The organism is Terrimonas ginsenosidimutans, from assembly GCF_022012415.1.
GTDB lineage: Bacteria > Bacteroidota > Bacteroidia > Chitinophagales > Chitinophagaceae > Terrimonas_A > Terrimonas_A ginsenosidimutans.
In genome coordinates, this window is sequence record NZ_JAKLTR010000010.1 from 88,360 (window position 1) to 101,957 (window position 13,598).

Here is a 13,598-nt window from a genome sequence, read left to right on the forward strand (position 1 = left end):
CAATTCTCATGCTGCTTGTAAGGTTTACAATTTTAGTCGTTGCCCTGTGCTCTGCAAGAATCGCCGGCGCACAATCTTACTGGCAGCAGGAAGTAAATTATTCCATTGATGTATCACTGAATGACAAACAACATTCGCTGGAAGGTTTTGAAAGAATGGAATACATTAACCATTCGCCTGACACACTCCGGTTCATCTGGATACATCTTTGGCCAAACGCTTATAAAAACGACCGCACAGCTTTTACAGATCAGCAATTGCAAAATGGTAACACCGCATTTTATTTCTCCGGTAGCGATGACAAAGGCTATATCAATAAGCTGAATTTCAAAGTGGACAATGAGACAGCTGAAACCGTTGATCATCCTAATTATATAGACATCGTCCAGTTAGTTCTTCCATCCCCATTGTTGCCCGGAAAGAAAATAGTCATCACTACCCCATTTCATGTTCAGCTACCCTACAACTTTTCAAGAGGCGGACATATTGGTGAAAGCTACCAGGCAACGCAATGGTACCCCAAGCCGGCGGTATATGACCGCCAGGGATGGCATCCGATGCCTTACCTCGATCAGGGAGAATTCTACAGCGAATTCGGAAGCTTTGAAGTCCGCGTAACGGTTCCTGAAAACTATGTTGTTGCAGCAACGGGAGAACTTCAGGATGACGCTGAGAAGAACTGGCTGCGTACAAGATCTTCTTTTGACTGGAAACCTGAAAAGATAAAGATCAAAACAAAAGCAGGATCTTATAAGACTACGTACCAGCAATATCCCTCCTCAGCAGTAAAAACAAAAACGCTTACGTTCAAAGAAAGCCGTATTCATGATTTCGCATGGTTTGCTGATAAACGTTTTATTGTTGATATGGACACGTGTCGCCTCCCTTCAGGAAAACTTGTGGATGTGGCGAGCTATTATCTTCCGGAGGAAAAATCCCAGTGGCAGCATAGTGTAGCCTATGCAAAAACTGCTGTAAGGAACAGGAGCCGCTGGATCGGCGAATATCCTTACAAAAATGTCAGCGTGGTACAGGGGCCGAAGGGATATGGCGCCGGAATGGAATACCCGACAATCACACTGATCCCCCCTGCAGAAAGTGAGATCGCACTTGACAAAGTGATCGAACACGAAATTGGCCACAACTGGTTCTATGGGATCCTCGGCAGCAATGAAAGGCAATATCCATGGATGGATGAGGGACTGAATTCCTACTATGAAAACCGGCATAGCCAATTGAAGTACCCTGCCGGAGATGCTAAATTCGGGAATACATCTTATCATTCGAAAGACATGGCAACACTTTTCGTAAATACTGTTGTCGCACTAAAAAAAGACCAACCCATCAATACGCCAAGCGACAGCTTATCGGAGATCAATTATGCGTTAATGGCTTATCTCAAAACCGCAGATTGGTTATCTTATCTCGAAGCAAAATACGGTCGTGACAAATTGGATAATGCAATACAGGCATATTACGAACAGTGGAAATTCAGGCATCCTCAACCAGCGGATCTGAAAGAAAGCATCTCAAAAAGTTTGGGGGTTCCCCAGGATAGTTTATTTTCTTACCTTGATAAGACAGGGCCATTACCTAATTCTATTCCGGGAGGTACGCGCGTTGTATTTACCAGCCCACGATCTATCGCAAATTACATTTCGTCTCCCGTAAAAAATCTCATCAGTATCGGTCCGGCTATCGGAACAAACAAATATGATAATATCGCTCTTGGATTATTTTTTACCAATTATAAATTCCCTCCCTCTCCCCTTCAGTTCTTTGTAGCCCCAATGTACAGCACAGGTATTAAAAAGCTGGCCGGTACGGGCCTTGTTAATTACTCCTTTCACCCGGATAATGGAGCATTCAGAAAGATCAGGATTGGTGTTAGTGCTTCCGCATTTGGTATAAATGAATTTAAAGACAGCGGGAAAACGACTTCCCTGTCTTTTCACAAGATCGTTCCTTCGGTAAGATTTGTACTGACGGAAAAGAATCCTAAAAGCACCATGAACCGTTACATACAGTTCAAAACCTTTATGATCTCGGAAGATGCTTTACAGTTCTATAATGATACTACGATCGTCGGTACAGATACCTCTGTTGCCAGCAAGTATCGGGTCATAAACAATAACAGAACGCTCAACCAGCTGATGCTTGTTTGGGAAAACAACCGGGCATTATATCCCTACCGGGGAGAATTAAAGATCGAGCAGGGAACAGATTTTGTTCGCGCCGGATTTACCGGAAATTACTTCTTTAACTATGCAAAAGGCGGAGGCCTGGATCTTCGCTTGTTTGCCGGTAAGTTTTTCTATACTTCCTCAAAAACGTTTTCCAAACAAATTCAGACGGACCGCTACCATCTTAACATGACTGGCGCTAACGGAAGAGAAGACTATACCTATAGCGATTACTTCGCCGGACGCAATGCCTTCGAAGGAACAGCCAGTCAGCAGATCATGGTGAGGGACGGTGCTTTCAAAGTCAGAACAGATCTGCTTGCTGATAAGATAGGTAAAACAGATAACTGGCTTGCCGCGATCAATCTGAGCTCGAGTATACCGTCATCTATCAATCCTCTCAGCCTGCTACCCATTAAGATCCCGCTGAAGTTCTTTCTTGACATCGGAACCTATGCAGATGCCTGGAAAAGAAATTCCAATGAAGACCGTTTTCTTTACGATGCGGGTTTACAGATCCCTTTGCTGAATGAGACCGTGAATATCTACATTCCCCTCCTGTACAGCTCCGTATACAAGGATTATATCAATTCAACGATCGCAGATAAGAAATTCTGGAAAAAGATCTCCTTCTCCATCGATATTTCTCATTTCAGTCTGCGCAAGATCAACCGTAACTTAGCGCTTGAATGAGCAGACATTACCCGATAAAATATCTTACGAATAAAGAGATTGACCAGCAGAAGTGGGACCGGTGTATTGCCGGTGCGAAGAATGGAGTGATATATGGTTACTCCTACTATTTAAACCAGATGGCCATTCACTGGGACGGCCTTGTATTCGGCGACTACGACGCAGTAATGCCGCTTACCTGGAATAAGAAATATGGTATCGCTTACCTGTATCAGCCATTCCTTGCCGCACAGCTGGGTGTATTTGGGAATGATCTGAGCAGTGATCTCCTTAGATCTTTTTTCGATGCCGTTCCTTCGAGATTCCGTCACTGGGACATTTACCTCAATCACCACAATCTACTTCCGGTAGAGAACTACCCCCTATACATCCGCAAAAACTTCGTATTGCCCTTGAATCAATCTTATGAACAACTGTACAATGCATACCGGGAGAATACACAACGGAACATAAAGAAATCCAAACAGTTTGGTTGCAGAGCTATAAAGGATATCGAAGCCGACCGTGTGATTGAACTGGCCGTTGCGCAAATGCGTCATTATACCAAAGAATCAACGGACAATATAGAGCGTTTTAAAATGCTGTATGATCAGCTTCATCAGCGGAAGCAGGCTATTTGCTACGGGATCCTTTCCGCAAAAGATATATTGATCGCATCATGCATTTTTTTCTTTTCGCACAACCGGGCTTATTACATCCTCGTTGGTAATCATCCTGACGGAAGAACCCTTGGAGCATCCCATGCCCTGATCGACGCATTTATACAGGACCACGCGGGCAGGGATCTGCTACTTGATTTCGAAGGCTCAGATGTAAGAAATCTTGCTTTTTTCTATAGCAGCTTCGGAGCCGTAGAAGAAAATTATTCAGCTCTACGGTTAAACAGGCTGCCTTTCTATCTTAGATGGGCAAAGAAGGAGTAGTGTGGGATCAGGAGGAAGAGGTGGGAATGGAGGGATGGGAAGGTTTGGTAGGTTTAGTAAGTAAAAGTTTGAAAGTTTAAAGGTTACAAAGGGTAGTACATCGCAGAAGGTTTAATAAGTCCCGGGGCTCTATACTTTCCCTGGGGCGGGTTAATATACCCGTCGTTCGCTACGATCCTTTGGCCGCTGCGCACGCCACAACACGTTCACTTCCCCACGCGCAGATTCATTCGCCGCGCGCGCAGGCCAGAAATGGGCATACGACAGCAATCGCATTGCTGCGTTTGACTGTCGTCGCCCACTTTTCAATTGTATCATTCCACATTTCCTATCTCATTCTTCCTTTTTTTGATCATAGATGCAATAAAAAAAACGCACCGCCCTTTTCAGGACTGCCCTCCTCCACCAGTCCTGAAAATGACGGTGACTAAGAAATTTCTCTGTTGTAAATATCGCTGTACGCAAAAGTGAATCCATGGGAAAAACACAACATCTCCGGGGAAAATAACGGGAGTATAACGGTGAATAGACAACCGGCAATATAAGGGGAAGAAACTCGTCCTCTCAACTTTGCTTCAGATCCATAGTTAATCAATGAGGTATTTTCAGAATGACAATTCTATCCATTCATCTCCTCCCAATTAAACACAAAAAAGCTGCACTCTCTGCAGCTTTCAAGAACGATACCCTTCAGTTTTATTTATCGCTACGGAACATTAAACATTGAAATTATTGAACCTAACACTTCTATGCCCCCTCAACCAATAACTTTTCCGCCACGAGCATATCCACGGGCTTTGTAATTTTAATATTCCGTTCTTCACCTTCTACCAGCGAGATCTTTAAGCCGAAAGCCTCCACAACCGTTGCCTCATCAGTAAATTTATCTTTATAGTCGATCTGAAACGCAGGGATCAGTATTTTGCTATGAAAAACCTGTGGCGTTTGCACAAGCATGATCGTATTCCTGTCAGCTGCTTCATTCCCATCTTCGGTCAGCACACGAATGCTGTCTTTGCTCGGCACAACAGGCACAGCACTGCCTGTTTCTGTCGCCATGGCATAGCAGCGGCGAATAAGATCAGACGAGATCAGGCAACGAACGCCATCATGCACAAATACAACGGAATCTTCTTCAACCAGGCTGAGTCCGTTTTTTACAGACTGAAAACGTGAATCGCCACCAGCCGTGATACGGATGCGGTCTTTATCAAAGTATGCATCAATGATCTCCTGTCCCATATCAGTATACTCCACGGGCAATACCAGTATCACCTGGAGATCTATATAAGTTTCCAGAAAAGTTTTTATGGAGTAATACAGAACGGGCTTGTCTTTAAGAAGCATGAACTGCTTTGGAACACTTCCTCCCATCCTGCTGCCGGATCCACCAGCCACGATTATTGCATATTTTTTCATAGACACAAATGTAACACGAATGAGAGTTCGAATTAGCACGAATAGCATCCTTCCCCTTTAAAATATCACTGCGTTCTGCCTTTGCGGGGATCATAACGGAAGCCATCAGATACCGCCGTAATTGAATCAGCGGATATAATATAAAAACGGTTTGAATGCGACCAATTCTCCTTTCTTATCTTTTCCAAGAAGACAGTACAATGACAACACATTCCGGCTCTTCATTCCCTGAAGGAGTTTCAGGTCCTCTTCTGAAAATGTATCCCCTTCAACCGTTCGTTCCCCACCTTCACAGTCTTCGCCGCAATCAATGAGATAAGTGAAGCGGATGATCTTTACACCGGAATCTTCTGACTTCAGTTTTTTGATCTTCAGCACATCTTCCGGAGACAACATTCCTTTTGCCGTAATGCCGTCAAAGCCTGCAGCATATTTTGGAGTAATACCGCAGGAATCTTCCCCGGCCTGGGCAAAACATAGCTGGCTGCTGCAAATCAGTAAAAACAGTACGAAAATATTCTTCATGACTTATAAATGTTCACTTGCTTTACTCCCGCATTATTCCAGATGCCGCGATACATTCCCGCGCTATTGAATACCAGTGCCGCGTTTCCTTTCGCGTCTACGCCGATCATACCACCCTCGCCTTCCATCTTCACCAACTTGTCCAATACAACTTTGTCCATCGCTTCCTGTAATGACATACCGCGGTATTCCATCAGACAGCTTACATCATAAGCAGCAACGGCGCGGATAAATATTTCTCCATGACCGGTACAACTGATCGCGCAGGTGTTATTGTTAGCATAGGTACCAGCTCCGATAATGGGACTATCCCCTACTCTTCCCCATTGTTTGTTTGTCATCCCTCCAGTGCTGGTTGCGGCAGCGATATTGCCAAACTGATCACAGGCCGCGGCGCCAACTGTTCCGAACTTTTTATCCTTTACCTGCACGTTATGATCGAGTGCCGCGTTCGTTGTACCGCGTACCTGCATCCATTGATCATACCGTAGTTGTGAAAAGAAATATTCATCCGGCTCTGTTTGAATTCCGCTGGATGCGGCAAACGCATTCGCACCATCGCCGGTAAGCATTACGTGGCCACTGTTCACCATTACCACATGCGCCAGTTCAACCGGGTTGCGGATATTCTTCACTCCGCTTACGGCACCAGCCATGAGATTACTTCCATCCATGATCGACGCATCCATTTCCTGGCTGCCATCGCTGGCAAAAACAGATCCGCGACCGGCATTGAACAGGACATTATCTTCCAGGGAAACAACCGCAGCCTTTACAGCATCTATTGCGGTGCCGCCTTTTTCCAATAACTGATACCCGGCTTTCAATGCGTCTTCAAGGCCCTGGCGGTATGCCTGCTCCATCTCCGGTGTCATATTCTCCCGCAGAATTGTTCCCGCCCCGCCATGTATTACCAGTGTCTGTTTATTCATCAGTCTCGTATTTGAACTATTGTTCCCTGGCAGCTTTCTTATTGGATGAGATCGCGATGTAATAGAGCGGTACTCCCAACAATACTATGATCAGACCCGGCCAGGTAAATTGAGGTTTATAGATGATCAGCAACAAACAAAATGCCGATCCCATCAAAATATAAAGCAATGGCAGAAACGGGTACCCGAATGCTTTATAAGGGCGGTCTGCGTCCGGACGTTTCTTACGAAGGATAAATATGCCAATGATCGTAAGGATATAGAATAAAACGACAACAAAGGAGATCATATCCAACAGCTGACCGTATTTACCGCTCAAACACCATGCAGAGGCTACCAGGCATTGGATCCACAGTGCGAACTGCGGAACGGAATGCTGATTTAGCGTTCCTACTTTTCTGAAGAACAACCCGTCTTTTGCCATCGTGTAGTAAACGCGCGCACCCGCCAGGATCAGACCGTTATTGCAGCCGAACGTCGATACCATGATCAGTACGGCGATCAGGATCGTGCCAAATGAAGGAAAGATCCTGTTCGCGGCAGCTACCGCTACACGATCGTCCTGCGGCAAAGCCAGCTCATTCAAAGGAAGCGCATTCAGATACATCAGATTTGCACATACATAAATGACCGTAACGATCAATGTGCCGAGAAACAAGCTCAATCCGATATTACGCTTCGGGTTCTTCATTTCACCTGCGATAAACGTCACGTTATTCCATGCATCGCTGCTGAATATTGAGCCCACCATCGATGATGCTATAGCCCCCAGCAATGCAGCACCCGCAATCCCTTCCCATGCGCCGGGAATAAAGCCGCCATCAGCCCCCTGTGTCAGCGTGCGTGCGGTAAAACCGGTTTCCCAATTCTCAGCCCAGAAACTTTCTTTCACCAGTACAAATCCAAAAACGATCAGACCGAATAAGGCAAGAAGCTTTGCTGAGGTAAAAACAGTCTGGATGAACTTTCCCTCTTTCACCCCGCGTGAATTGATATAGGTCAGCAGGATCACGATCGCTATCGCTACCAGCTGCCCGGAATAAATGTTAAGCCCTGCAACATTAAAAAGTAAATACTCATTACCTAATTCCGGAACCATATAGGCCAGGAACTTGGAAAATGCCACACCAACCGCAGCGATCGTGGCTGTTTGTATCACGGCAAAAAAGCTCCAGCCGTACAGGAAGGCCATCAGCGGGTTATAAGCTTCTTTGAGATAAACATACTGACCACCGGCTTTGGGAAACATGCCGCTCAGCTCACCATAGCTCAGCGCTGCGGTAAGGGTCATAAACCCTGTCAGCAGCCATACAACGATCAGCCAGCCGGCACTGCCCGTATTACGTGTAATGTCAGCGCTGACAATAAAAATACCGGACCCGATCATGGACCCGGCAACGATCATAGTACCGTCGAATAATCCCAGTGTTGGTTTGAAGGAAGATTGTTCCTGACTCATGCAGTTTGTGATTTGGACTAAAGCTAAGAGAAAAAAGGGACAAAAAAGAGAGAAAGGAAAACAGGGAAAGTCACGCTTTTTCCCGTGAACTTTCCCTGCTTTCCTTTCTCTCCCTGATCCTGTGAGAAGCTATGTCAGCTTCGCTGGAATATTGCTTACTTCTTTCCTTTTTTATAGCTTTCATTGAGCCCTTTGATCACATCCTGTGTGACATCGTATGCAGTGTCTTTGTAATAGAACACCCCCGGATCATTTGCTACAATATATGCATATGCCCGGTCCTTATTATAATCTGCGATGAACTTCTCAATCTCCTTTTTCAGCGAGAGATTCTGATGGGTCACAAATTCCTGGTAACGCTGATCGAGGTCCTGCTTGCGGCCTTTCAGAACATCTTCCAGCTGTTTTAGATCCATTTGAGCCTTTTCATAATCGGCTTGCGTCATGGTCGATTGTTTTGCCTGATACTCCTGGATCTTTTTACGGTAAGTAAGATCAAGCTGGGAAAGATTGTTGCTGTATTCCTTTTCTTTTCCTTCGATCTCTGATTTTACATCTCTTACCATATCAAAATGAGCTTCTATGGAATCCATTTCAAAATATGCAATACGGAATGGCGCTCCGGATGAAAGGGAATCTGTAGTCGCTCGTTTAGCAGCTGAACCACCTTCTTTCTTATTGAACTGAGCAAAAAGAAGATAGCCTGCAAGAAGCGTTAAAACTACATTCCATATCACGATACCATTTTTCATGAGTGTCTGCTTTTGTTTTAGTAAATCGTCCTTTTGCAAAACAAGGACTTATTTCTGGAAAACCGAATAGTCTTGGCCGGGCAAATATAAGGAATACGGGTACTTTATGAAACTCTTAACCCATCTGCACTTTCACTGGCGTAAGAGTATCGCAAAGAACGCTGAGATGACGCAAAGAACGCAAAGATCCTTTGCGCACTTTGCGTTTTCTTCGCGCTCTTTGCGATACTCCTACGCCAAGCAGTGCAAAAAGTGTCGCAATTAAATAAAAAAGGAGTCCGCAGATCGCGGACTCCTTATATAGAGTTTTCAAATACTATTACTCGTCGTCATCGAAAGTCATCGCCTCACGTGTCGTCTGCAGCAATTCATATTCTTCCTTGCTACCTACGATCATGTTCTCGAACTCACGCAGACCTGTACCAGCAGGGATCGGGTGACCAGTGATTACGTTCTCTTTCAGACCGAGCATGTCATCAGTTTTACCATGAATGGCTGCTGAAGACAGTACTTTGGTTGTTTCCTGGAATGATGCAGCAGAGATCCAGCTTTGTACACCCAGAGAAGCTTTAGTGATACCGAGGAGCGTTGGTGCTGATGTAGCAGGTTTCGCATCACGATATTCAACCAGTGCTTTATCTGAACGGCGCAGGATAGAGTTCTCTTCGCGAACGTCACGCAGGCTTACGATCTGGCCAGCACGCAGTTTGGAAGATTCTCCCGGCTCTGTTACAACTTTCTTATCAAAGATGTAATCGTTCTCTTCGATGAATTCAAATTTATCAGTTGAATCATCTTCGAGGAACTTGGTATCACCTGGGTCAACGATGTTTACTTTACGCATCATCTGGCGAACGATCACCTCGATGTGTTTATCGTTGATCTTTACACCCTGCAAACGGTATACTTCCTGGATCTCATTCACAACGTACTGTTGTACAGCGAATGGTCCCTGGATAGAAAGGATATCCTGCGGAGATGTCTGACCATCAGAAAGCGGAGAACCAGCTTTTACGAAGTCACCGTCCTGCGCCAGGATCTGGCGTGTCAACGGAACCAGGTATTTCTTGGTTACACCATCTTTTGCTTCGATCACGATCTCACGGTTACCACGTTTAACAGCTCCCATAGACACCACACCATCGATCTCTGAAACCACAGCAGGATTGCTTGGGTTACGAGCCTCGAACAACTCCGTTACACGAGGCAGACCACCGGTGATATCACGCAGCTTTCCGAGTACACGTGGGATCTTCACCAGGACCTGGCCGGCTTTCACCTGATCGCCCGCATCCGGGATGATATGTGAACCGGTAGGAAGGTTATATGATTTCAGCTCTTTGCCTTCTACAACGATTGAAGGGATCTTCGTTTTATCACGGGTTTCAATAACCACTTTCTCACGGTGACCGGTTTGCTCATCGGATTCCTCACGATAAGTTACACCCTCGATCACGTTCTCGAATTTCAGTTCACCGTTGATCTCAGCAACGATAACGTTGTTGAACGGATCCCATGTACAGATCACATCACCTTTATTGATCTTCTGACCGTCTTTCACCATCAGGGTAGAACCGTAAGGAATGTTGTTTGTGATCAGCAGACGGTCATTCTTCGTATCAATGATACGAACCTCACCTGTACGGCCGATTACGATCTGAACTTTATCGCCTTCGTTATTTTCAGTTGTTACAGTACGCAGACCATCGAACTGGATAGTTCCTTCGAATTTAGCCAGCAATGTTGAGTCAACCGAAGCAGAACCAGCCACACCACCCACGTGGAAGGTACGGAGTGTAAGCTGTGTACCAGGCTCACCGATCGACTGTGCAGCGATGATACCTACAGCATCACCTCTTTGTGCAAGTATACCGGAAGCAAGGTTCTTACCATAACACTTCACGCAGCATCCGCGTTTGCTTTCGCAGGTCAGTACAGAACGGATCTCTACCGTTTCGATACCTGCATCTTCAATACGCTTAGCCAGTATTTCAGAGATCTCATCACCAGCAGCAATGATCAGTTCTTCTGTTGCAGGATTGTAGATATCGTGCAATGAAGTACGCCCCATGATACGGTCTGATAATGGCTCGATAATGTCTTCATTATCTTTCAATGCAGAAGTTGCAATACCACGGAGTGTTCCGCAATCTTCTTCAGTGATCACCACATCCTGGGCAACGTCTACAAGACGACGGGTCAGGTAACCCGCATCTGCCGTTTTAAGGGCGGTATCCGCAAGACCTTTACGCGCACCGTGCGTTGAGATGAAGTAGTCAAGTACGTTCAGACCACCTTTAAAGTTGGAAAGGATCGGGTTCTCAATGATCTCAGATCCTGTAGAACCTGATTTCCTTGGCTTCGCCATCAGACCCCTGATACCTGCCAGCTGTTTGATCTGCTGTTTTGAACCACGCGCACCTGAATCAAGCATCATATATACCGAGTTAAAGCCCTGCTTATCGCTGGCCAGCTCGCGGATCAATGTTTCTGTGATACGGGTATCGACACGGCTCCAGATGTCAACGATCTGGTTATAACGTTCGTTATTGGTGATCAGACCCATGTTGTAGTTCTCCCACACCTCCTCTACTTCCACTTTGGCGTTGTCAAGCAACTCTTCCTTCACATCAGGGATGATCAGGTCATTGATGTTGAACGACAGACCACCCTGGAAGGCTGTGCGGAAACCAAGCTGTTTGATATCATCCAGGAACTTCGCCGTTTTAGGAACGTTGGTGATCTCGATGATGTCACCGATGATATCACGCAGGTTCTTTTTAGTCAGCAATGCATTCACGAAACCTACTTCCGCAGGAACGTGCTGGTTGAAGATCACACGACCAACCGTAGTCTCGATCAGTTTATGTTCCAGCAGACCATCATTGTTACGGATATTGGCTTTCACCTTGATCCATGCATGCAGGTCAATTACTTTTTCATTATAAGCGATAATAACCTCCTCCGCTGAATAGAAAGCTTTGCCTTCTCCACGGATGGTTTCCTTATCGTTTGTTTTCTTACCCTTGGTGATGTAATACAGACCGAGTACCATGTCCTGTGAAGGCAGGGTGATCGGCGTACCATTCTGCGGGTTCAAAATGTTATGAGAAGCGAGCATCAGCAATTGCGCTTCCAGAACGGCCGCATTGCTGAGCGGTACGTGCACCGCCATCTGGTCACCGTCAAAGTCGGCGTTGAACGCAGAGGTTACAAGCGGGTGCAGCTGGATCGCTTTACCTTCGATCAGTTTAGGCTGGAATGCCTGGATAGAAAGACGGTGAAGCGTTGGGGCACGGTTCAGCATGATCGGGTGCCCTTTCAATATGTTCTCGAGGATATCCCAAACCACCGCTTCCTTCTTGTCTACCAGTTTACGTGCAGACTTCACGGTTTTAACGATACCTCTTTCAATCAATTTACGGATGATGAACGGCTTGAAGAGCTCGGCAGCCATATCTTTTGGCAGACCGCACTCATGCAGTTTCATTTCAGGTCCTACAACGATTACAGAACGACCAGAGTAGTCAACACGTTTACCGAGGAGGTTCTGACGGAAACGCCCTTGTTTACCTTTCAGTACATCAGACAGTGATTTCAATGCACGTCCACCTTCTGCTTTAACAGCATTCGATTTACGGCTATTGTCAAACAAGCTGTCGATCGCTTCCTGCAGCATACGTTTTTCGTTACGCAGGATCACCTCAGGCGCTTTGATCTCCAACAAACGTTTCAGACGGTTGTTACGGATGATCACACGGCGATAGAGGTCATTCAGGTCAGAAGACGCGAAACGGCCACCATCCAGTGGAACGAGCGGACGCAGTTCCGGTGGAATAACAGGAATATATTGCATCACCATCCACTCAGGGCGGTTCGTGATACGTGTATTTGCATCACGGAAAGCTTCTACCACTGAAAGACGTTTCAGGGCATCCGCTTTACGTTGCTGTGATGTTTCTGTAGCAGCAGCATTACGCAGATCGAATGACAACTGGTCAAGATCGATGCGTTGCAGCATGTCATGTACCGCTTCAGCACCCATCTTCGCGATGAACTTGTTCGGATCATCATCAGGCAGATACTGGTTGTCTTTTGGCAATGCGTCAAGAATGTCAAGATATTCTTCTTCCGTAAGAAGATCACCTACATTCTGACCTTTCTCTGCACGGATACCAGTCTGGATCACCACGAATCTTTCATAGTAGATGATCGTTTCCAGTTTCTTGGAGCTTACCCCAAGCAGATAACCGATTTTGTTAGGAAGAGATTTAAAATACCAGATATGTACAACAGGCACCACCAGTTTGATGTGGCCCATTCTTTCACGACGAACTTTTTTCTCTGTTACTTCCACACCGCAACGGTCACACACGATACCCTTGTAACGGATACGTTTGTATTTACCGCAAGCACACTCGTAATCTTTTACAGGACCGAAGATCCTTTCGCAGAATAAACCATCACGCTCCGGTTTGTAAGTCCGGTAGTTAATCGTTTCAGGCTTCAACACCTCACCATAACTTCTTTCCAGGATGGTATCCGGAGAAGCCAGACCAATAGTGATCTTGGAGAATGCTGGCCGGGGACGATTGTCTTTTTTGATAGCCATATTTGAGTTTCTAAATTTTAAAGTTGAATGAGTCAGAAGTTTAAACGTTTTAAAGTTTAAGAGTTTAAAAGTTTAAAAGCTGTGGGCTTTCGCCGGAACC

At 45.7% G+C, this 13,598-nt stretch carries 8 protein-coding genes; 2 read left to right on the plus strand and 6 right to left on the minus strand.

What is annotated here, in order from left to right; all coding sequences use genetic code 11:
- Positions 1-8 precede the first annotated feature (8 nt).
- Together LZZ85_RS15940 and LZZ85_RS15945 are read left to right on the plus strand one after the other, a co-directional pair.
- On the plus strand, positions 9-2,876 hold the full coding sequence (locus LZZ85_RS15940) for a M1 family metallopeptidase (RefSeq protein ID WP_237873951.1): 2,868 nt from the start codon (positions 9-11) through the stop codon (positions 2,874-2,876).
- Positions 2,873-3,799: a GNAT family N-acetyltransferase gene (locus LZZ85_RS15945; protein WP_237873953.1), complete on the plus strand. Its 927-nt coding sequence runs from the start codon at positions 2,873-2,875 to the stop codon at positions 3,797-3,799. The genes LZZ85_RS15940 and LZZ85_RS15945 overlap by 4 nt, the downstream gene beginning before the upstream one ends.
- 747 nt (positions 3,800-4,546) lie before the next feature.
- Here the strand turns inward: LZZ85_RS15945 and LZZ85_RS15950 are convergent.
- From LZZ85_RS15950 to rpoC, 6 genes are all read right to left on the minus strand, one after another.
- Complete coding sequence (locus LZZ85_RS15950; protein ID WP_237873955.1) at positions 4,547-5,218, minus strand: 2-C-methyl-D-erythritol 4-phosphate cytidylyltransferase; 672 nt, start codon at positions 5,216-5,218, stop codon at positions 4,547-4,549.
- 126 nt (positions 5,219-5,344) lie between these two features.
- A complete protein-coding gene (locus tag LZZ85_RS15955) occupies positions 5,345-5,743 on the minus strand; it encodes a hypothetical protein (protein WP_237873956.1) in 399 nt (132 codons plus the stop codon).
- On the minus strand, positions 5,740-6,675 hold the full coding sequence (locus LZZ85_RS15960) for an isoaspartyl peptidase/L-asparaginase family protein (RefSeq protein ID WP_237873958.1): 936 nt from the start codon (positions 6,673-6,675) through the stop codon (positions 5,740-5,742). The genes LZZ85_RS15955 and LZZ85_RS15960 overlap by 4 nt, the downstream gene beginning before the upstream one ends.
- Positions 6,676-6,691: 16 nt before the next feature.
- The gene (locus LZZ85_RS15965; protein ID WP_237873960.1) at positions 6,692-8,134 is read right to left on the minus strand and encodes an APC family permease; all 1,443 of its coding nucleotides are present in this window, start codon (positions 8,132-8,134) and stop codon (positions 6,692-6,694) included.
- Positions 8,135-8,289: 155 nt separating this feature from the next.
- The gene (locus LZZ85_RS15970) at positions 8,290-8,886 is read right to left on the minus strand and encodes an OmpH/Skp family outer membrane protein (RefSeq protein WP_237873962.1); all 597 of its coding nucleotides are present in this window, start codon (positions 8,884-8,886) and stop codon (positions 8,290-8,292) included.
- Positions 8,887-9,205: 319 nt separating this feature from the next.
- Positions 9,206-13,498 (minus strand): DNA-directed RNA polymerase subunit beta', encoded by a 4,293-nt coding sequence (gene rpoC / locus LZZ85_RS15975; protein ID WP_237873964.1) that lies wholly within the window; start codon positions 13,496-13,498, stop codon positions 9,206-9,208.
- Between the last annotated feature and the right edge of the window lie 100 nt (positions 13,499-13,598).

What these genes read in the sequence shown, in the direction of transcription:
- LZZ85_RS15940 (WP_237873951.1), top strand. Translation starts at nt 9, where the DNA reads ATGCTGCTTGTAAGGTTTACAATTTTAGTCGTTGCCCTGTGCTCTGCA.
- LZZ85_RS15945 (WP_237873953.1), top strand. Translation starts at nt 2,873, where the DNA reads ATGAGCAGACATTACCCGATAAAATATCTTACGAATAAAGAGATTGAC.
- LZZ85_RS15950 (WP_237873955.1), bottom strand. Translation starts at nt 5,218, where the DNA reads ATGAAAAAATATGCAATAATCGTGGCTGGTGGATCCGGCAGCAGGATG.
- LZZ85_RS15955 (WP_237873956.1), bottom strand. Translation starts at nt 5,743, where the DNA reads ATGAAGAATATTTTCGTACTGTTTTTACTGATTTGCAGCAGCCAGCTA.
- LZZ85_RS15960 (WP_237873958.1), bottom strand. Translation starts at nt 6,675, where the DNA reads ATGAATAAACAGACACTGGTAATACATGGCGGGGCGGGAACAATTCTG.
- LZZ85_RS15965 (WP_237873960.1), bottom strand. Translation starts at nt 8,134, where the DNA reads ATGAGTCAGGAACAATCTTCCTTCAAACCAACACTGGGATTATTCGAC.
- LZZ85_RS15970 (WP_237873962.1), bottom strand. Translation starts at nt 8,886, where the DNA reads ATGAAAAATGGTATCGTGATATGGAATGTAGTTTTAACGCTTCTTGCA.
- rpoC (WP_237873964.1), bottom strand. Translation starts at nt 13,498, where the DNA reads ATGGCTATCAAAAAAGACAATCGTCCCCGGCCAGCATTCTCCAAGATC.